This window comes from Vibrio tasmaniensis (assembly GCF_024347635.1).
Lineage (GTDB): Bacteria > Pseudomonadota > Gammaproteobacteria > Enterobacterales > Vibrionaceae > Vibrio > Vibrio tasmaniensis.
In genome coordinates, this window is the sequence record NZ_AP025510.1 from 1,200,707 (window position 1) to 1,220,644 (window position 19,938).

Below are 19,938 nucleotides of genomic sequence, written 5' to 3' on the forward strand. Positions count from 1 at the left end.
TCGTTACAAATAGGCTGTGTGAATACTTATGCGTGGGATTTACAGTGAGTAGGGTATCTACACAAATTTGATGGGTTTTAATTGATTTTGATGGTGCGTATTTTTCTACTTCCTAGGCGAAATTAGCACAAATAAGTACCTTTCAATCGATTTCTGGCGTGAATATGTTGCTGAAGTAAGCGTATAGAAAGGATTGGGATGTAAGGGGAGATAACCCCAAACACCCCAAATTTTGGCCTAAAATTTGAGTGACAAAATTTTGACTAGTTGTGACCGAACTGTTTTGCAGCGTAAGCAACACGCTCCGCAGGTTTTGGATATTCAGCAGGCGTGCCAAGGTTTTCAATATGATGCAGTCTAGGAAGTAGCCCCGCGCCGTTCGCGATTTGGATAGCTAAACCAGGTCGAGCATTAAGTTCTAGTACCATAGGGCCTTCTTCTTGGTCTAATACCATGTCAGTACCCATATAGCCTAAGCCCGTCATTTCCCAAGCACTTGATGCTAGAGTTAACAGCTTTTCCCAGTGAGGAACTTGTAATAACGCGAGTTCTTTACCTGTATCTGGATGGTGTGTAACAGGCTGATCGAACTGAACCGCTCGAACCGCTTTACCTGTCGCAATGTCTATACCCACACCAACAGCACCTTGGTGCAAGTTAGCTTTACCATCTGAATCTGAAGTGGACAGACGCATCATCGCCATCACAGGGTAGCCTTTAAATACGATGATTCGTACATCTGGCACGCCTTCGTAACTGAAGCCTTCGAAACACTCGTCAAACTTGATGAGGTTTTCAACTACAGCTACGTCGTTCTTACCACCTAGTGAGAAAAGACCGGCTAGAGCATTACTGATGTGACGCTCTACGTCTTCTTCGTTAATGGTTGAGCCCGATGGTTTGGTGTAAACCCCATCTTTATGCGAGACCACAACAAGGATGCCTTTACCGCCACTTCCTTGCGCTGGCTTAATAACAAAGCCAGGCCACTCTTTAACCATTTTATGGATTGTTTTTACTTCAGCTTGGTGACCAATTACGCCAATCAATTTTGGTACGGTTGCACCAGCCTGTTCAGCAATAATCTTAGTCTTAAGCTTGTCATCAACGAGTGGATACTTGGAACGATCATTATAGCGACCAATATAACTATGGTTACGCTTGTTCATCCCCATTATGCCTTTGTCTTTCAACTTAAACGGTGAAGTAAATTGATCAAACATAACTTAGTCCTCCGCTAGCGGTTTAAAGCGACGAAGCTCGGTTAGACGGTAGCCTGTGTAGTTACCTAGTAACAAGATGGTCGCTAGAATAACAAGCTGTAAACCAATAAAGTTGAACGTTAAGTGTTGAATGAACGGGTTAGTCATACCTAAGTAAACAAGCACTGCGGTAAATAGAGAGCCGCCACCTTGAAGTACAACTTCTTTCGCGCCTTCTTCTTCCCAAAGGATAGACATACGTTCGATAGTCCAAGACAAGATAATCATTGGGAAGAACGTAATTGATAGGCCTTCTGTAAGTCCGATTTTAAATGCGACTACAGTAAATATCGAAATAATCATAATTACTGTAATAATTACGGCAGATATCCTGGCGACCAGTAACAAGTTGAGTTTGGACAAGTAACTTCGAATTACAAGACCAGTACCAACAATCAATAGGAAGCCAACAATACCAGTCACCAACTGCGTTTGAACGAATGCCACCGCAATCAGAACGGGCATGAATGTACCTGACGTTTTCAGACCTATGATAACTCGTAGGAACACAACGATAAGCGCACCAATTGGAATCAGCATGATGGTTTTAAACATCGCTTGCTCTTCTAACGGTAGGCTGTGGATCGAAAGGTTCAATAGTTGATCGGCAGAGACTTTACTGCTGGTTGCTTCTGTCGGTGAGATTTCCTGAGCTATCATCGAGAAGTGCACTTTACTGTTCTGACCCCCCACTACATCTAATAGAGAGACATTTGATTCGTCCCAGATGAGTAGGTTTGGTTGAACTTGCTGCTCGCTAGATTCAGGAGAGAATAGAACCCAGTGGTTATTATCCCAAATTTGGTTCATATGCTGGATTGATTGGCGACGACGTCCGTCTTCCAGTTCAATAACACCGACGACTTTGTTGTGGATGTTAGCGGCAGAAAGTAGCTTGTGTGTCGCTTCCACTTTGGTCATGTTATTCAGAATCAGCGCTGAGTTTTGGCTGTCTGGATCGTTAAGCGTTTTAATTAACTCACGAGTAAAGGTGATGTTGTCTGCCGAGCGCTTGGTTGCTCTGTCAATCAAAGCAAGGGCTGCAGCCTCTTCAGGGCCGTCAAAGCTTGGTTGAGTCACATCGCCTTCTGGAGGTATTGAGGTAACGTTCGCTTGGCTATCGACTAAGAATTGTGTTTTGTAGTAGATAGTTTGCGGACCATCTGCATGACGAATTGACCATTCAGCTCGGCGACCTGAATCTGTATTCAAGTATGAAATGCCGTAGCCTGGTGATGAAGCTGATTCGCCGATAAGAGTAAAGTTAGACTGTGTGTGAGGTGCGGCTAGTGAAATTTTTGCTTCTTTGCCCACTGCATTGAATTCGATACGAGCTTCAATGTCCCAAACCTGATTAGTTTCACCTGGAGTCCAGGGTACACCGTAGGTTGTATGTCTGAACATACTCAGTGTTATACCCGCTACGATGAGCAGGAAAATTGAGATATAAAATGGAATTCTTGACGTCATAGCTTACCCTACTATTGTTATTTAACTTCCGTTTGTACGTATTTTTTACTTACATCTACTAGCGCTATGTCTTTGATAAATTCGCGCCCTAGTAATACAGGGTGACTCATTTGAGAGCGATCCGCCAATGTAAATTGCGCTTTTTCATGGATTTTTCCAACTTTCACCCATAATTCAATCACAGCTCTACGTTCTGTCTGATCATTGGTTGATTGGCGAATTTTCACAAAACGTACAACGGGTGCTTCAATCCATTTTTGGTCTTCTTTTGCTTGTGCTTTATCTGCCAAATGAAACTTAACCCAATCTTTACCATTACGTTCGAATTCTTTGATGTCGACAGCATTTAAAGAAGAGGTGGTTGCGCCAGTATCAACACGAGCATCGAAGCTTTGCTTGATAGAGTCGATCGATACTTTTTCAATACCGCCCAGAATAGTTGGTTGTGAGGTTGGAGCGATAGGTGCGGCTACAACTGCAACAGGGTCAGCTTCTTTTAGTTCATCAATAACTCTGTGTTCCATGCTGGTTAGGTGGACATCTAATTGGCTAGAAAGGTTCGTGATTTCGTCTTCTAAGCTTTCAATATAGTCACTTTGATTACTTAGCTGCAGTTCAAGATTTTGAACCTTGTTTGCGATGTTTGTCTCTGAGCGGGAAATAGCGTCGAGAGTTTCTTGATGGTAGGTAGCACCGCTCGTGAGGGTGCAACCAGAGAGCAAACCAACCGCCACGATAGGCGATAATCGCTTAAACATATAAAAACCTTTGAAAATTAGAGAATAGTTCAGACTATTTAGAAGTTTATCCCACAAAAAAGGATGCGTGAAGCATCCTATTGTAAGAGTCTGGTCATATTGAATCGCAATGTGAGCGCTACGAAAATTATTGCCACTTAAGGACGCTCACTTATTAAGCGTGAGCGCGACTTTTGTACAATTCATTCTCTTTTTTATAAAAACTCCCACATATAAATAACGGTGGCTGGATGACGACAGAGCTTATGGTTTTGTGTAGCAGAGCTTAAGGCTTTGTCGCTACTAGAATCGCACGTCTTGGTGCTGGGTGACCTTCTACGGTTTTACTTGGATCATTCGGGTCTAAGTAATCTGGCAGAGAGTTGTGTGTCATCCATTCTGTTGTGCGTTGTTCGCCAATCGTTGTGACATTTTCATCAACGATACGCACGTCTTCAAAGCCGACCTGTTCAAGCCAGCGTTTCAGTGCGCGTGCAGATGGGAAGAAGTACACGTTTCTCATTTGCGCGTAGCGATCCACAGGCACAAGTACAGCGTTTTCGTCACCTTCAATCACTAACGTTTCAAGTACCAGTTCGCCACCAGAGACCAATTGGTCTTTTAGTTGAATCAAATGATCAAGCGGTGAACGGCGGTGGTAAAGCACGCCCATGCTGAATACAGTGTCGTAAGCTTCCAGTTTTGGTAGTTGCTCAATACCTAGAGGTAATAGGTGAGCGCGTTGGTCGTCGCCCATCAATTTACGAATGGCTTCAAACTGAACCAAGAATAAGTGAGAAGGGTCGATACCCACCGTCAAGCGAGCGCCTTCACCTAGCATGCGCCACATGTGGTAGCCGTTGCCACAACCTACATCGAGAACCGAACGGTTTTTCAATGGAGAGATATGTGGAAGTACACGGTCCCATTTCCAGTCACTGCGCCATTCTGTATCGATGTGAATGTCGTGAACGGTGTAAGGGCCTTTTCTCCAAGGGTGGAAAGTCTTCAGTAAGCTTTCTAGTTTTTTAAGCTCGCCAGTGTGAAACGGTGTAGAGCTGCCAATCGTTACTGAGTTTTTCAGGTCAACTTGGTCTGGCACACTTTCTGGGATCTTGTTTAGTGCACGTATCCAACGGTCGAAGTCACCATGCTCTGCATTTTGCCAATCTGTCAGCTGTTGAGGAAGAACATTGAGCCAAGGCTGAAGGCGAGTGTCTTGGGCAATGAGTTGATAAAAATTGGCAAAATTAAACATAGTTTTTCACTGAGTTAATAGGGTCACTAAACCCTAAAATAAAAATTAAATTTGTCATTCCCTGCAGTGAGGGACGAACATGGTAGAGAATCTCGGTTTATCGTGTTTGATAAGAGTTTCCCAACTTGCGTGTTCCTCACTCTGAGGATGACGTTCTAGTACGTGCTAACTGTGTGGCGACTGTTACTTAATCGAAAATATCTACTTTATCGCAAACATCGAACCAAAGTTGAAGCATTGGAACCACACTTCGCTGCTTGAGAATCCAATCTTATTAAAGCGTTCTTTATGAACAGAGATGGAGTCAGGACGCATCACGTTTTCAATCGCGCTACGCTTTTGGCTCACTTCTAATTCGCTGTATCCGTTCGCACGTTTGAAATCATGGTGCAGGTCGATAAGCAGTTCATTTGAGCTTTCGTCTTCGAATACGTACTTTTCAGAAAGGATTAAGATGCCGCCCGGGCGTAAGCCGGCATGAATTTTTTCAAGTAATGCGTATCGGTCGTCAGGAGACAGAAATTGCAGCGTAAAGTTAAGCACCACAACAGAGGCGTCTTTGATTTCCACTTCACGGATGTCGGCTTCAATCACCTCTACCGGAGTGTCACTGCGGTAAGCGTTAACATGTAATTTGCAGCGCTCAACCATGGCTTCTGAATTATCGATAGCGAAAATCGTGCAGCCTTCTTGTTGAATGTGACGACGCATTGAAAGCGTAGCCGCGCCAAGAGAGCAACCAAGGTCATAAATATTGGAATGCGGTTTTACAAAGCGTTCAGCTAACATGCCGATTGCAGAGATGATATTGCTATAGCCAGGCACTGAGCGTTGAATCATATCCGGAAATACTTCAGCAACCCTTGCGTCAAAGGTGAAGTCTCCAATTTTATCAATAGGAGCGGAAAAGATATTGTCTGTGTTGCTCATGGCATTTTCTCTCGACAGTCAGCGTAATTGGCACAAAATTCGTACCAAATAAAAGGGGACGTATTTTACGTAAAAAAAGTGCGGCTGTCACGAAAACTGAGATTTAGCTCAAGGTTCGAAGTTACTTATCGATGAGGGATTAAAACATCGAGATTTGGTGATTGCCTTTTTGTGCCGGAAACTGAGCCAGATCGGGTAAAAATAATGACGTATTTTCAGACACTTGCTTTTGCAGCTGCTTATAGATAGCAATAGCCAACTCAGGGGCGTGATTGTTGTCTGGTGTGTGAATCATTAAATAAGGCTGCTTACCTTCATTTAACCAAGTTGGTAATTTCGCGAACCAAGGTTTAAAGAAGGCCAGATTGGGTTCTTGATCTGGATGACCAATAAAACGAACCATCGGATTGTTTGCCGTCGCAATGGCATGAACGGGAACGCGCGGCTTTTTCTGATGCGCATCGATCACCGCTTCTGTGGTTGGTGGTGCAGAGAAAACAGGGCGACTATCCATGATAATACGATTAATGCCTTCCTCAATAAGCCATTGGTTGAAGCGCTTTTCAGCATCGCCTTTATCAAAGAAACCCAAGTGTCGAACTTCGACGCCAAGCTGCATATCTTTCGGGAATAATGTACAAAATTTTTGCAGGGCAGGGAGCATGCTGGGTTCGAAGCTATGGGGCAATTGAATTGTCCATTGACCAATACGGCTATGCAGTGGAGACATAGTCATCAAGAACTCTTTGAGTTCCCCTTGGCAATGTCTGAGTTGTTGCTGGTGGGTGATGAACTTGGGTAACTTAAAAGTGAACCTGAAATCATCGTGACTGGCGGCTTTCCAGTTATGAACTGTCGACATACTTGGCGTAGCGTAAAAGGTCGTGTTGCCCTCAACGGTATGAAAAACTTGTGTATACCTTTCTAAGCGTTCAGCAGGCTTGGTGCCTCTGCCATAGAACTGACTTTGCCACTCAGAGTGAGACCACATGGTTAATCCAAGTCTTAAAGGTAAAGTTTCCATCGTCATTACACCGTTAGTCGTTACGCCACTAGTCATCACAAAAAGTTTTTAAGTTGAAACGAAAATCTACTTTACGAGAGTTTTGCTGATTAAGGTACTTTCGAGATATAATTAGCGCAATTTTTTCGGTTTTGATGAATCTTTGCGCACTTGATGGGCTAAAAAGCAGCAAAGCCAGATAAAACACAATAAATTCGAATGTGGAAGGTCGATTTTAAGCGAGTTTCCGCGTATAAATGTTCCTTTGCTCTGTTGTGTGGAATGACCACTGACAGCTTGGAAATTAGTAAATAATTAAGAGATTGGGAAATTCATTATGCGTACCCATTACTGTGGTAACCTGAACAAGTCCCTGGCGGGACAAACTGTAGAATTGTGCGGCTGGGTAAACCGTCGCCGTGATTTAGGCGGTCTTATCTTTATCGATATGCGAGATCGTGAAGGCGTCGTTCAGGTTGTTGTCGATCCAGATATGAAAGATATCTTCCCGATCGCTAACCAACTGCGTAATGAATTCTGTATCAAGTTTACTGGTGAAGTACGCGTTCGTCCGGACAGCCAAGTAAATAAAGATATGGCAACGGGTGAAGTAGAACTTTACGCGACTGGTCTAGAGATCATCAACCGTTCAGAAGCGCTTCCACTAGACTTCAACCAAACGAACTCTGAAGAGCAGCGTCTTAAGTACCGTTACATCGATCTTCGTCGTCCAGAAATGAGCGACCGTATCAAGCTTCGTGCGCGTGCTTCTAGCTTCGTTCGTCGTTTCCTAGACGAGAACCTATTCCTAGACATCGAAACGCCAGTACTAACGAAAGCGACACCTGAAGGCGCTCGTGACTACCTAGTACCAAGCCGTGTTCACAAAGGTAGCTTCTACGCACTTCCTCAATCTCCTCAGCTGTTCAAGCAACTGCTGATGATGTCTGGTTTTGACCGTTACTACCAAATCGTTAAATGTTTCCGTGATGAAGATTTACGTGCTGACCGTCAGCCTGAATTTACTCAAATCGATATCGAAACATCTTTCATGACTTCTCAAGAAGTGCGTAACGTGACTGAGAAGCTTGTTCACGATATGTGGAAAGAACTTCTAGATGTTGAATTAGGTCAATTCCCAGTAATGCCTTTCTCTGAAGCGATTCGTCGTTTCGGTTCTGATAAGCCAGATCTACGTAACCCACTAGAGCTAGTTGACGTTGCTGACTTGGTTAAAGACGTTGAGTTCAAAGTATTCTCTGGCCCAGCTAACGACGAAAAAGGTCGCGTAGCGGTTATCCGTGTCCCAGGTGGTGCTAAGCTAACTCGTAAGCAAATCGACGGTTACGCTGAACACGTAAACATCTACGGCGCGAAAGGCCTAGCTTGGATGAAGGTGAACGACCGTGCTGCAGGCATGGAAGGTATTCAATCTCCAGTTGCTAAGTTCCTAAGCGAAGACGTAATCAACGGTATTCTTGAGCGCACTCAAGCTGAATCTGGCGATATCATTCTATTCGGCGCAGACAAAGCGGGCATCGTTGCTGAAGCAATGGGCGCACTTCGTATTAAGCTAGGCGATGACCTAGAGCTAACGGACAAGAAAGCGTGGGCTCCACTTTGGGTTATTGATTTCCCAATGTTCGAAGAAGATGGCGAAGGCAACCTACACGCTATGCACCATCCATTCACATCACCACTTGGTGTGAGCGCAGAAGAGCTAAAAGCGAACCCAGCAGCAGCTAACTCTGATGCATACGACATGGTAATCAACGGCTACGAAGTAGGCGGCGGTTCTGTACGAATCCACAGCGCAGAAATGCAAACGGCTGTATTCGGTATCCTAGGTATCGAAGCTAAAGAACAACAAGAGAAGTTCGGTTTCCTACTTGAAGCGCTTAAGTACGGTACGCCACCACACGCAGGTCTAGCATTCGGTCTTGACCGTCTAGCTATGCTTCTTTGTGGTACAGAGAACATCCGTGACGTTATCGCATTCCCGAAAACAACAGCTGCAGCATGTCTACTAACAGACGCGCCAAGCCTAGCAAACCCAGCATCACTGGAAGAGCTAGCAATCGCTGTTAAATTGGCAGAGAAGAAAGAGCAAGCGTAAGCCTGTTATTTTTCATCGTTGATGAAGAGCTCCTAGTTGATAGAGAGCTCTGAATTAATTAGCCAAGATTTGTGATTAAATTAGAAAATGCCCGTTAATTTGACGGGCATTTTTTTTTGCGTTCGATATACTAAGCTGAAAAGCATGTATAAATAATCAGTATTGAAGTTATGTCTATTATCTTAGGGATTGACCCTGGCTCGCGTATTACCGGCTATGGCGTGATTCGTCAAAATGGTCGCCACCTATATTATTTAGGTAGCGGCTGTATTCGTATGTCAGAAAAAGAGCTACCGGGTCGACTAAAACAGATTTACGCCGGCGTAAGCGAAATCATCACCCAGTTTCAGCCGGATGTGTTTGCGATCGAGCAAGTTTTCATGTCGAAGAACGCTGACTCTGCACTTAAGCTTGGACAAGCTCGTGGTAGCGCGATAGTGGCAGCGGTGAATGCGGATTTACCTGTACATGAATATGCGGCTCGTTTAATTAAGCAAGCTGTGACAGGAAATGGCGGTGCTGATAAGTCGATGGTTCAGAACATGGTGATGAGCATGCTTAAGTTACCTGCCAAACCACAGGCTGATGCTGCCGATGCGCTAGGCGTAGCGATCACTCACGCTAACACCAATAAAACCTTGGTTGCATTGGCAGGTAAAGCAACTGGCGCAAGAAAAGGGCGTTACCGTTAATCTAGGTCGTGGCGTTTTCTAAAACCCTGGGCCATGTGTTTTCCAAGCTTATAGTTTTCCAAGCATGTAGCTCCCCAAGCCCAAATAATTCACTTCAAAAAACACAAAGAACTGGATAAGTATCCAGTTCTTTTATATTCTGTTCCCCAAATAATATTCCATCAAGAGAGTGAATTGTGATCGGACGTTTACGCGGTACATTAATAGAAAAACAGCCACCAGAGTTACTAATAGAAGTGAGTGGTGTTGGCTATGAAGTTCAAATGCCAATGAGCTGTTTTTATGAATTACCAAACGTGGGCGAAGAGGCGATCATCTACACTCACTTTGTCGTTCGTGAAGATGCGCAGCTGCTTTATGGTTTCAATACAGTTAAAGAGCGTGCCTTGTTCCGTGAAGTCATCAAAGCAAACGGTGTGGGTCCTAAGCTCGGACTTGGCATACTTTCAGGCATGACGGCTAGCCAGTTTGTTCAGAGTGTTGAACGTGAAGATATCTCAACATTGGTTAAACTGCCGGGTGTAGGTAAGAAAACGGCTGAGCGTTTGGTTGTTGAAATGAAAGACCGTCTGAAAGGATGGGGCGCAGGTGACCTGTTTACTCCAGCGACAGATGCTGCACCTATTGACTCTATGCCGACAGTCCACGACGCTGAAGAAGAAGCGGTAAGTGCACTACTTGCATTAGGTTACAAGCCGACGCAAGCTTCTAAGGTGGTTTCTCAAGTGGCTAAAGATGGCATGACTAGCGAACAGTTGATTCGCGAAGCTCTGAAATCGATGGTTTAATACCTCATATACTTGTTCTACAAAACAGATTCATTCACTTTGCCCTTACACAGAGTCGAGAAGCGCAGAGTCAAGAAGCGCATAGTTAGGAATATCAGAATTTATGATTGAAGCCGATCGCCTTATTGCACCGGACAACCCAGTATTCAAAGATGAAGATGTCATTGATCGTGCAATACGCCCAAAAGCACTGGCTGACTATCAAGGTCAGGATCACGTTCGTGGTCAGATGGAAATTTTCATCAAAGCAGCACAAATGCGTAATGAGGCGCTCGATCATCTGTTGATATTTGGTCCTCCAGGCTTGGGTAAAACCACATTGGCAAACATTGTTGCCAATGAAATGGATGTGAACATTCGTACCACTTCAGGGCCAGTATTAGAAAAAGCAGGTGACCTAGCGGCGCTGCTGACCAACCTTGAAGAAAATGATGTTCTATTCATTGATGAGATTCACCGTCTAAGCCCTGTGGTTGAAGAGGTGTTGTATCCAGCAATGGAAGACTACCAACTAGATATCATGATTGGCGAAGGCCCAGCGGCACGTTCTATCAAGATCGACCTTCCTCCTTTCACTTTGATTGGTGCAACCACTCGAGCTGGTTCACTGACATCACCGTTGCGTGACCGTTTCGGTATTACTCAGCGTCTTGAGTATTACAAAGTTGAAGATTTACAAAACATCGTTCAACGAAGTGCTGATTGTCTTGGTCTTTCTATGGAATCGCAAGGGGCGTTAGAAGTTGCTCGTCGAGCTCGTGGTACGCCACGTATTGCTAACCGTTTACTGCGCCGTGTTCGTGACTATGCGGAAGTGAAAGGCGATGGACATATTTGCCCAGAGGTTGCTGATAAAGCGCTAAACATGTTGGATGTCGATGCTAAAGGTTTCGACTACATGGATAGGAAGCTTTTGCTTGCGATTATGGAGAAGTTTGGTGGTGGCCCGGTTGGTATAGACAACATGGCTGCGGCGATTGGTGAAGAGAGAGATACCATTGAAGATGTGTTAGAGCCTTACTTGATTCAGCAAGGTTATCTACAAAGAACGCCAAGAGGTCGAATCGCGACCGACAGAGCGTATTTACACTTCGGCATCGATAAACCATCTAATCGTTAATTTATTCATTTTTAAAGATCCCAGTTGCATAAGCGCTGGGATTTTTTGCTTTCTATTGAATAACAACTCTTTGAGCGAGTCGATAAAAAAGCTGAATGGCTCCCTCAAAAATGAAAACTTTGATTTCATGTTTGAATTGAGTAACAAAAAATGAAATAAGCTGTCATGTTTTTTGTTAATACTTTATGGGTAGTTGTAATTCATATGTTGATGCGGTGCTGAGCTTTTGTCACAGATATCATATGCTGCTATTAATAGAGACATAATTGGTGTGATTTTAATCATAACTGTTCAAAAATAACTCTAATTTGCTTGAATAAAATTGATACAAATCAACGCAAGGTTCTCCTATAAACCTTTTGAAACATACTGATTTTACCAGTAATATTAGCGGCAGCTATATTAGCTCATGCTTAACAATAATCTAACTATAACGGTACGTTTTTACTACAAGTTTCAATTTGTAATAACAATCTCACGAATTGTTTTAACACGGATCTTTGCGGTGAATAATCACACAAGTGTCATTCAGCCGACACAAAGGAGTTACCATGATTGATGTTGTTGATCTGTCGCGATTGCAATTTGCATTTACAGCGATGTATCACTTCCTATTTGTTCCACTGACTTTAGGTATGGCATTTCTACTTGCCATTATGGAGTCAGTTTATGTAATGACTGGCAAGCAAATTTACAAGGACATGACTAAGTTCTGGGGTAAATTGTTTGGTATTAACTTTGCTCTTGGTGTAGCGACAGGCTTAACCATGGAGTTCCAGTTCGGTACTAACTGGTCATACTATTCTCACTATGTTGGCGACATCTTTGGTGCTCCGCTGGCTATCGAAGCGCTTGTTGCATTCTTCCTAGAGTCTACTTTTGTTGGTCTTTTCTTCTTCGGTTGGGACAGATTGTCAAAGCGTCAACACTTAGCGGTAACGTGGTTAGTAGCACTTGGTTCTAACTTCTCTGCGCTTTGGATCTTGGTAGCTAACGGCTGGATGCAAAACCCAGTGGGTGCGGAATTTAACTTTGAAACTATGCGTATGGAAATGGTGAGCTTCGCTGAAGTTGTACTAAATCCAGTAGCACAGGTTAAATTCGTACACACAGTAGCGTCTGGTTACACAACGGGTGCAATGTTCATCCTTGGTATCAGCTCATACTACATTCTTAAAGGTCGTGACCTTGCCTTTGCTCGTCGCTCTTTTGCGATTGCAGCATCTTTCGGCATGGCGGCAATCTTGTCAGTAATCGTGCTAGGTGATGAATCTGGTTACGAGCTTGGTGAAGTCCAAAAAGTGAAGCTAGCAGCTATTGAAGCTGAGTGGCACACTGAAGAAGCCCCGGCCGCGTTCACTGTATTTGGTGTTCCAAACCAAGAAACCATGCACACAGACTACGCAATTAAGATCCCTTACGTTATGGGTATTATTGCGACACGTTCTTTTGATACAGAAGTAACAGGACTACGTGACTTGCGCGACGATCACGTTGATCGTATTCGTACCGGTATGTATGCGTATGAGTTGCTTGAAAAGCTACGTGGTGGTGATCGTTCAGAAGAGAACAAAGCAGCATTTGATGAAGTAAAAGGTGATCTAGGTTACGGACTGCTTCTTAAGCGCTATACAGACGACGTTGTAGATGCAACAGAAGACCAAATCCAAATGGCTGCGGATGATTCTATCCCAACAGTTTGGCCTCTATTCTGGTCATTCCGTTTGATGGTTGCTTGTGGCTTCATCATGCTGTTTGTATTCGGTGCGGCGTTTGTTCAAACGTGTCGTCAGAAGATCGAACAGAAACCATGGGTACTTAAAGCGGCGCTATTCTCAATCCCACTACCTTGGATTGCGATTGAAGCTGGTTGGTTCGTTGCTGAATTTGGTCGTCAACCATGGGCGGTTGGTGAAATCCTACCGGTTAACGTTGCTGCATCAGCACTGACTATTGAACAGCTTTGGACTTCTCTATTCGCGATTCTGGCACTGTACACAGTGTTCTTGATTGCTGAAGTTTACCTAATGCTGAAATTCGCACGTAAAGGTCCAAGTAGCTTAAAGACAGGCCGTTACCACTTCGAACAAAACGATAACTCTGTTGAAGACAAAGTTAGCCGTTCAGTCGAAGTATAAGTGAGGGAATATTATGTTTGATTACGAAAGCTTACGACTTATTTGGTGGGTATTGATCGGTGTTCTACTGGTTGGTTTCGCCGTAACTGATGGCTTCGATATGGGTGTTGCAGCCCTTTCACCTGTTATCGGTAAGAGCGACACTGAACGTCGTATTATGCTAAACACGATTGCCCCTCACTGGGATGGCAACCAAGTTTGGCTTATCACTGCGGGTGGTGCATTGTTTGCTGCATGGCCTTTGGTTTACGCGACGTCGTTTTCTGGTTTCTACTTTGCAATGTACGTGACGTTAGCTGCACTTTGGTTACGTCCGCTTGCTCTTGATTACCGCTCTAAGATTGAAGAGCCAAAATGGCGTAAAGCTTGGGACTACGCACTTTGCTTTAGTGGCACAGTACCACCAATCATCTTTGGTGTAGCATTTGGTAACTTACTGCAAGGTGTTCCATTCGAACTGAACTACCTGATGATGTCTAAGTACCATGGTACGTTCTTCGCTTTGCTTAACCCATTTGCATTGCTTTGTGGTGTGTTGGCGCTGATGTTGTTCGTGATGCAAGGTGCAACATGGCTTCAAATGAAGACAACAGAAGAGCTACATAGTCGCGCTCGAAACGTTGCTCAGATCACTGGCCTAATTGCTATTGCTCTATTCGTTATCGGTGGCTTCTGGGTTCAGTCTATTGAAGGCTATGTAATCACAAGCACGATAGACACGTTTGCTGATTCAAACCCACTAAACAAAGAAGTATCACTTCAAGTTGGTGCTTGGATGACAAACTTCGAAACGTATCCAGCAATGTGGGCTGCGCCGATTCTTGGTGTAGCAATGCCACTGCTTGCTGTAATTGCATCTCGCTTTGAGCGTGGTGGTTTCGCATTCTTGTTCTCAAGCCTATCTAACGCTGGTGTTATTTTAACGGCTGGTTTTGCAATGTTCCCATTCGTAATGCCATCAAGCCTGAACCCTAACCATAGTTTGACTATGTGGGATTCAACAGCAAGTGAGCTAACGCTTGGTCTTATGACTGGAGTTGCGGCGGTAATGGTTCCTGTGATTCTTGGCTACACAACGTGGACATACTACAAAATGTTCGGTCGTCTAGATAAGAAACACATCGAAGATAACGACGTTTCAGCTTACTAAGCTAGAAGTTAAATAACTTAGGAGAAATTTTATGTGGTATTTCGCATGGATTTTGGGTGTACTTCTAGCATGTGCATTCGGCATCATTAATGCTCTATGGTTAGAGCATTCAGAAATGATGGATAAAGACAGTGAGTAATCTCGCAGAGCAAATCGCTAAACTGCATCAACCAATGGATAAAACTCTTTTAAGAGCTTTATCTCTAGTATTGGGTTTCATGCATGTAGGTTTAGTGATGTGGGAACCTGAAGCGTATGCGACAAGCATCGGTGGCTTTAACGCGATCATCGGGCCTATGTTCATTTGGGCAGTATGCTCAAGCATGGTTTACGGTATTGGATTTAAACCAAGAGCTTGGATGTGGCAGCTACTGTTTAGTCCGTATGTTTCACTCTCAATTTTGCTCTACCTAACGGTGCTGCGCCTTTTATAAAAGGCAAAGGATTTAGGTTCAGAACGACGTGAACCTTTATGCTTGTTGGGTTTTTAGCCAAAAAGAGGTCATCTTATACAGATGGCCTTTTTTTTCGTCTGTTAAATCAAAAAATTCACAGCGATATACTATTAATGATAAGGAGTTAGGTTATAGTGAGATCTTTATCGTTTTGAATTGTGGTATCAAATTGCAGGGATTATCTAAGCTATTTACGTGGCCAGTGACAGTGTATTACGAAGACACCGATGCCGGTGGTGTTGTATACCATTCAAACTATCTTAAGTTTTTCGAACGCGCTCGAACTGAGATGTTGCGCTCAATTGGCGTCTCTCAGCAAGTCTTGTTAGAACAAAATATCGGTTTTGTAGTCCGACATATGGACATCGATTTTATTCAAGGTGCGCGCCTGGATGATTCTTTACAAGTCATTACAAATATTTACGAGTTGAAGCGAGCTACCTTGGTCTTCTGTCAAGAGATCGTAAATCCTGATGGCAAAGCATTGTGTAAAGCAATGGTTAAGGTAGCATGTATCGACAATCAAAAAATGAAACCCAAAGCAATGCCAACATTTATTCTCACGGAGCTAACGAATAGTGACTGCTGAAATCTCAATCTTAGGCCTAATTTTAGAAGCTAGCTTACTAGTTAAGATGGTCATGCTAATTCTCATGGGCATGTCTGTTGTATCTTGGGCGATGATAATTAAACGAAGCAAAGTATTATCTCAAGCTACTAAACAAACTGACGTGTTTGAAGATAAGTTCTGGTCAGGCGTTGATCTCGCTAAATTGTATCAAGAGAGCAACAAGCGCAAAGACGAACTCTCTGGTACTGAAGAGATTTTCTACGCAGGCTTTACTGAGTTCGCTCGCCTACGTAAATCAAATGCAGCGTCTCCAGACTTCATTATGGAAGGCACTGGACGTGCAATGCGCGTAGCGGTTGCCCGTGAAGTAGACGAGCTAGAAACCAACTTACCTTTCCTAGCAACGGTCGGTTCTATCAGTCCATACATCGGATTGTTTGGTACGGTTTGGGGCATCATGCACTCATTCATCGCATTAGGTGAAGTTAAGCAAGCGACATTAGCAATGGTTGCTCCTGGTATTGCAGAAGCACTGATCGCGACAGCAATGGGCCTGTTTGCTGCTATTCCAGCTGTAATGGCGTATAACCGTTTTAGCAGCCGTGTGGGTAAGTTAGAGCATAATTACGCGACTTTCTCTGAAGAGTTCCATAGCATTCTTCACCGTCAAGCGATGGCTGGCAGGGAATAACCGATGGCCGGATACCAACCTAAAAAACGCAAAATGACAGCAGAGATTAACGTTGTACCTTACATCGACGTTATGCTTGTTTTGCTGATCATTTTTATGGTGACTTCTCCGTTTGTCACTCAAGGCGTAGATGTTGAATTGCCTCAGGCTTCAACGGCTAAGTCGGCACAAGATCTCTTAGGTGACGACAACGCGAGTTTCATTATCGTTGAAGTGAACAAAGACGGCGAACTTGGTTTGAGTGTGAATAACGAAGAGGTTCAGCGAGGCTTGTCTCTGGAAGATATTATCGTCCGAGTGAAAGCTGAACTGTCTCTAAAGCCAAATTCTCCAGTGGCAGTTGGCGGTGATGCCGCAACGCCTTACGCTGAAGTGGTTATATTACTTGATGAATTAAGCCGTGCAGGTGTGCCAAAGGTTGGCCTTTTAACGGATATAAGGGAATAGCTCCGTAGCATTCATGAAAGCGAATAATAAAAAATCCAATAATTTTAGGTCACCGCTTCTTATTTCTCTTGGGCTGCACGTCATGCTATTCGTTGCGCTCATTTGGGGAGCGGATTTCACTATGTCAGAACCAAAGCCGACAGGGCAGATGGTTCAAGCTGTGGTGATTGATCCTCAGTTGGTTCGCCAGCAAGCTCAACAGATTCGTCAACAAAGAGAAGCGGCGAGCAAAAAAGAGCAAGAGCGTCTAGACAAACTAAGACGTGAAAGCGAACGACTTGAAAAAAATCGTAAAGCTGAAGAAGAGAACATTCGAAAGCTGAAAGAAAAGCAGGCTAAAGAAGCGAAAGCCGCTCGCGAAGCGGAAAAGCGTCGAGTTGAGAATGAAAAACAACGTAAAGTTGAAGAGGCTCGTTTAAAGCAAGAACAAAAGAAAGCCGCTAAAGCAGAAGCTGATCGTAAATTGAAAGAAGCCGCAGTTGTGAAAGCAGAGAAAGAACGCAAGGCAAAAGAAGCGGCCATTGCTAAAGCTGAACAAGAACGCGTGGCGAAAGAAAAAGCCGCGAAAGAGGCCGCTGAAAAAGCCCGTAAAGAAAAAGAAGCCGCTGAGCGTGCTGAGAAACAACGTATAGCGAAAGAGAAAGAAGCGGCAGCCGCAGCGGAGAAAGCCCGTAAAGCAAAAGAAGCTGCAGCAAGAGCCGAGAAAGAGCGCAAACAACAAGAGGCGGCATTGAACGATATCTTTGCTGGGCTTGAAACTGAACAAAGTAATAACAATACTGCTTTGAATCAGCATTTAGAAGATGAAAAGGCTCGATATATATCAATTTACCAACAAACTGTGCAACGAAACCTCTTGATGGAAGACTCCTTCCGTGGTCAAGAGTGTGTTCTTAACATTCAGTTGACACCAACTGGTGGTAACAAAGCTGTAGTGAGAAGGGTCTCGGTAGTTAGCGGAAATCGCCAGCTTTGCTCAGCAGCACAGGCTGCTACAGTGAAAGCGAGAGAGTTCGATTTTCCTCAAGACTCATCGTTACAACAAATATTCCGAGATTTTGACTTTCGGTTCATCCCATAATGAGAAATGGATAACTTATGCTTAAAGGTAACTTCTTCAAGAGCCTGTTTGTTATGGCATGTCTTTTTTCTAGCTCTGCTTTTGCAAAATTAGAAATTGTTATTACAGACGGTATTAACTCTGCACGACCTATCGCTATTGTCCCTTTCCGTTGGGAAGGCGCAGGACCATTGCCACACGATGTATCAGCAGTTATCGCTTCTGACTTGCAACGCAGTGGTAAATTCAGCCCAGTAGCGACAAGTAAAATGCCTCAAACGCCTTACAGTGAAACCGAGGTGAACTTTGATGCTTGGACTAACCTAGGCGTTGATTCCTTGCTAACAGGTAGCATCACTAAAAATGCCGAAGGGCAGTATGTGGTGAACTACCAACTGATCGACATTGTTCGTGGTCAACTGACTAAAGGTCAAAGCCGTGCATTAAGCGATGAAGGCCAATTGGTACTTTCTAAAGATCATGTGCTGTTCAACAAGAAAGCGACAGTGCCTGGTAAACGCTTGAGAGAATATGCTCACCGCATCTCTGACTTAGTGTATGAAGAGCTAACGGGTGAAAAAGGGGCGTTTCTAACGCGTATCTCTTACGTAGTTGTGAACGACAAAGACAAGTACCCGTACCAGCTTCGCGTTGCTGACTACGATGGCTTTAACGAGCGCTTGGTGCTTCGTTCTAAGCAACCACTTATGTCACCGGCATGGTCTCCGGATGGTAAGAAGCTTGCGTATGTGAGTTTCCAAAATGGCCAAGCTGAAATATTCATTATGAATATTTACACGGGTGAGCGCGAGAAAGTGACGTCATACCCTCGTCATAATGGTGCGCCAAGATTCTCGCCAGATGGTAAAACATTGGCGTTGGTATTGTCGAAAACAGGCAGCCTTCAGGTGTACACACTTGACCTTGCTAGCCGTAAGTTGACTCAAATTACCCGCGGCCGTTCTAATAATACTGAACCGTTCTGGCACCCAGATGGCAAGTCTCTTATTTTCACATCGGATCGTGGTGGTAAACCACAGATTTATAATGTAAATTTGTCAAATAATTCGACATCTCGTATTACTTGGCAAGGTAGCCAAAACTTAGGTGGCCAGATCACCCCTGACGGACGATTCCTGATCATGGTCAATCGTAGCAACTCGGGTTTTAACTTGGCTAAACAAGATTTGGAAACCGGTGCGGTTCAGGTGCTAACAAAAACATTGTTAGATGAATCTCCAAGTATTGCACCGAATGGAGGTATGGTTATCTATAGCTCTATTTACAACAAAACAAATGTACTATCGATGGTTTCTATCGATGGTCGTTTTAAAGCTAGATTACCGGCAACGAACGGGCGCGTAAGAGCACCTTCGTGGTCACCGTTTCTCTAGTTTATTTGATACATTCTTTTAGCTATTGATAGTATTAACTATTGTGGCGTATAACTATCTATAGCACTTAGTCGCTGTAGAAACTAAGTTTGATAACGTAAGGAAAAAAAGATGCAACTTAACAAAGTTCTTAAAGGCTTGATGATTGCACTACCAGTGATGGCAGTAACGGCATGTAGCTCAACTGATGAAGCAACTTCTGCAACATCTGGCACAGAAAGCAACCAAACTACTTCTGGTTCAGAAGGCAACGTAGATACAACTGTTGTAACGCCAATTGACGCTAACGGTCAACTGTCTGAGCAAGAGCTTAAAGAGCAAGCGCTACGCGAAACTCAAACAATCTACTTCGCATTCGATAACTCTACTATCGCAGGCGACTACGAAGAAATGCTTGCAGCTCACGCAGCATACCTAGTTAAGAACGTTGATATGAACGTTACTGTTGAAGGTCACGCTGATGAGCGCGGTACTCCTGAGTACAACATCGCACTTGGTGAGCGTCGTGCACAAGCTGTAGCGAAATACCTACAAGCTCTAGGTGTTCAAGCAGACCAAATCTCTATCGTAAGCTACGGTGAAGAGAAGCCACTTCTTCTAGGTCAATCTGAAGATGTGTACGCTAAAAACCGTCGTGCAGTACTAGTTTACTAATT

At 44.0% G+C, this 19,938-nt stretch carries 20 protein-coding genes; 14 read left to right on the forward strand and 6 right to left on the reverse strand.

From position 1 onward, the window contains the following. Positions 1-263: 263 nt before the first annotated feature. The 6 genes from OCV44_RS05595 to OCV44_RS05620 form a co-directional block, all read right to left on the reverse strand. Complete coding sequence (locus tag OCV44_RS05595; RefSeq protein ID WP_139684704.1) at positions 264-1,223, reverse strand: alpha-L-glutamate ligase-like protein; 960 nt, start codon at positions 1,221-1,223, stop codon at positions 264-266. Between the two features lie 3 nt (positions 1,224-1,226). After that, positions 1,227-2,732, reverse strand: a complete 1,506-nt coding sequence (locus OCV44_RS05600) for an inactive transglutaminase family protein (RefSeq protein WP_139684703.1) — start codon at positions 2,730-2,732, stop codon at positions 1,227-1,229. A gap of 17 nt (positions 2,733-2,749) precedes the next feature. Beyond that, positions 2,750-3,490: an ATP-dependent zinc protease family protein gene (locus OCV44_RS05605; protein ID WP_139684702.1), complete on the reverse strand. Its 741-nt coding sequence runs from the start codon at positions 3,488-3,490 to the stop codon at positions 2,750-2,752. Between the two features lie 265 nt (positions 3,491-3,755). Further along, positions 3,756-4,727: a tRNA 5-methoxyuridine(34)/uridine 5-oxyacetic acid(34) synthase CmoB gene (gene cmoB / locus OCV44_RS05610; RefSeq protein ID WP_139684701.1), complete on the reverse strand. Its 972-nt coding sequence runs from the start codon at positions 4,725-4,727 to the stop codon at positions 3,756-3,758. Positions 4,728-4,928: 201 nt separating this feature from the next. After that, on the reverse strand, positions 4,929-5,657 hold the full coding sequence (gene cmoA, locus OCV44_RS05615; RefSeq protein ID WP_139684700.1) for a carboxy-S-adenosyl-L-methionine synthase CmoA: 729 nt from the start codon (positions 5,655-5,657) through the stop codon (positions 4,929-4,931). A gap of 139 nt (positions 5,658-5,796) precedes the next feature. Continuing rightward, positions 5,797-6,681, reverse strand: coding sequence for a DUF72 domain-containing protein (locus OCV44_RS05620; protein WP_139684699.1), 885 nt, complete (start codon positions 6,679-6,681; stop codon positions 5,797-5,799). Between the two features lie 316 nt (positions 6,682-6,997). On the opposite strand from OCV44_RS05620, the gene aspS reads away from it, so the two are divergent. The 14 genes from aspS (at position 6,998) to pal (ending at position 19,936) form a co-directional block, all read left to right on the forward strand. Next, on the forward strand, positions 6,998-8,776 hold the full coding sequence (gene aspS, locus OCV44_RS05625) for an aspartate--tRNA ligase (RefSeq protein ID WP_086049131.1): 1,779 nt from the start codon (positions 6,998-7,000) through the stop codon (positions 8,774-8,776). Positions 8,777-8,946: 170 nt separating this feature from the next. Continuing rightward, a complete protein-coding gene (gene ruvC / locus OCV44_RS05630) occupies positions 8,947-9,468 on the forward strand; it encodes a crossover junction endodeoxyribonuclease RuvC (protein WP_139684698.1) in 522 nt (173 codons plus the stop codon). A gap of 176 nt (positions 9,469-9,644) precedes the next feature. Continuing rightward, a complete protein-coding gene (gene ruvA / locus OCV44_RS05635) occupies positions 9,645-10,256 on the forward strand; it encodes a Holliday junction branch migration protein RuvA (RefSeq protein ID WP_017062079.1) in 612 nt (203 codons plus the stop codon). A 103-nt stretch (positions 10,257-10,359) separates the two neighbouring features. Beyond that, entirely contained in the window at positions 10,360-11,376 is a 1,017-nt protein-coding gene (ruvB, locus tag OCV44_RS05640; RefSeq protein ID WP_009846372.1) for a Holliday junction branch migration DNA helicase RuvB, read from the forward strand. Between the two features lie 551 nt (positions 11,377-11,927). Further along, positions 11,928-13,514 carry a cytochrome ubiquinol oxidase subunit I gene (gene cydA / locus OCV44_RS05645; protein WP_009846373.1) on the forward strand — a complete coding sequence of 529 codons (1,587 nt, stop codon included), beginning with the start codon at positions 11,928-11,930 and terminating at the stop codon, positions 13,512-13,514. 13 nt (positions 13,515-13,527) lie between these two features. After that, complete coding sequence (gene cydB / locus OCV44_RS05650) at positions 13,528-14,664, forward strand: cytochrome d ubiquinol oxidase subunit II (protein ID WP_122046858.1); 1,137 nt, start codon at positions 13,528-13,530, stop codon at positions 14,662-14,664. 31 nt (positions 14,665-14,695) lie between these two features. After that, entirely contained in the window at positions 14,696-14,803 is a 108-nt protein-coding gene (cydX, locus tag OCV44_RS05655) for a cytochrome bd-I oxidase subunit CydX (RefSeq protein WP_000270284.1), read from the forward strand. Continuing rightward, positions 14,796-15,098: a cyd operon protein YbgE gene (ybgE, locus tag OCV44_RS05660; protein WP_139684697.1), complete on the forward strand. Its 303-nt coding sequence runs from the start codon at positions 14,796-14,798 to the stop codon at positions 15,096-15,098. Before cydX ends, ybgE begins: the two co-directional genes overlap by 8 nt. Positions 15,099-15,270: 172 nt before the next feature. Further along, positions 15,271-15,708, forward strand: coding sequence for a tol-pal system-associated acyl-CoA thioesterase (ybgC, locus tag OCV44_RS05665; RefSeq protein ID WP_139684723.1), 438 nt, complete (start codon positions 15,271-15,273; stop codon positions 15,706-15,708). Beyond that, on the forward strand, positions 15,698-16,381 hold the full coding sequence (tolQ, locus tag OCV44_RS05670; RefSeq protein WP_009846377.1) for a protein TolQ: 684 nt from the start codon (positions 15,698-15,700) through the stop codon (positions 16,379-16,381). Before ybgC ends, tolQ begins: the two co-directional genes overlap by 11 nt. Before the next feature lie 3 nt (positions 16,382-16,384). Beyond that, positions 16,385-16,828, forward strand: coding sequence for a protein TolR (gene tolR / locus OCV44_RS05675; RefSeq protein ID WP_086049134.1), 444 nt, complete (start codon positions 16,385-16,387; stop codon positions 16,826-16,828). Between the two features lie 13 nt (positions 16,829-16,841). Then, positions 16,842-17,909, forward strand: coding sequence for a cell envelope integrity protein TolA (gene tolA / locus OCV44_RS05680; RefSeq protein WP_139684696.1), 1,068 nt, complete (start codon positions 16,842-16,844; stop codon positions 17,907-17,909). Between the two features lie 17 nt (positions 17,910-17,926). Continuing rightward, positions 17,927-19,282 carry a Tol-Pal system beta propeller repeat protein TolB gene (gene tolB / locus OCV44_RS05685; protein WP_139684695.1) on the forward strand — a complete coding sequence of 452 codons (1,356 nt, stop codon included), beginning with the start codon at positions 17,927-17,929 and terminating at the stop codon, positions 19,280-19,282. A 111-nt stretch (positions 19,283-19,393) separates the two neighbouring features. Next, positions 19,394-19,936: a peptidoglycan-associated lipoprotein Pal gene (pal, locus tag OCV44_RS05690; RefSeq protein ID WP_009846381.1), complete on the forward strand. Its 543-nt coding sequence runs from the start codon at positions 19,394-19,396 to the stop codon at positions 19,934-19,936. Positions 19,937-19,938: the final 2 nt, after the last annotated feature.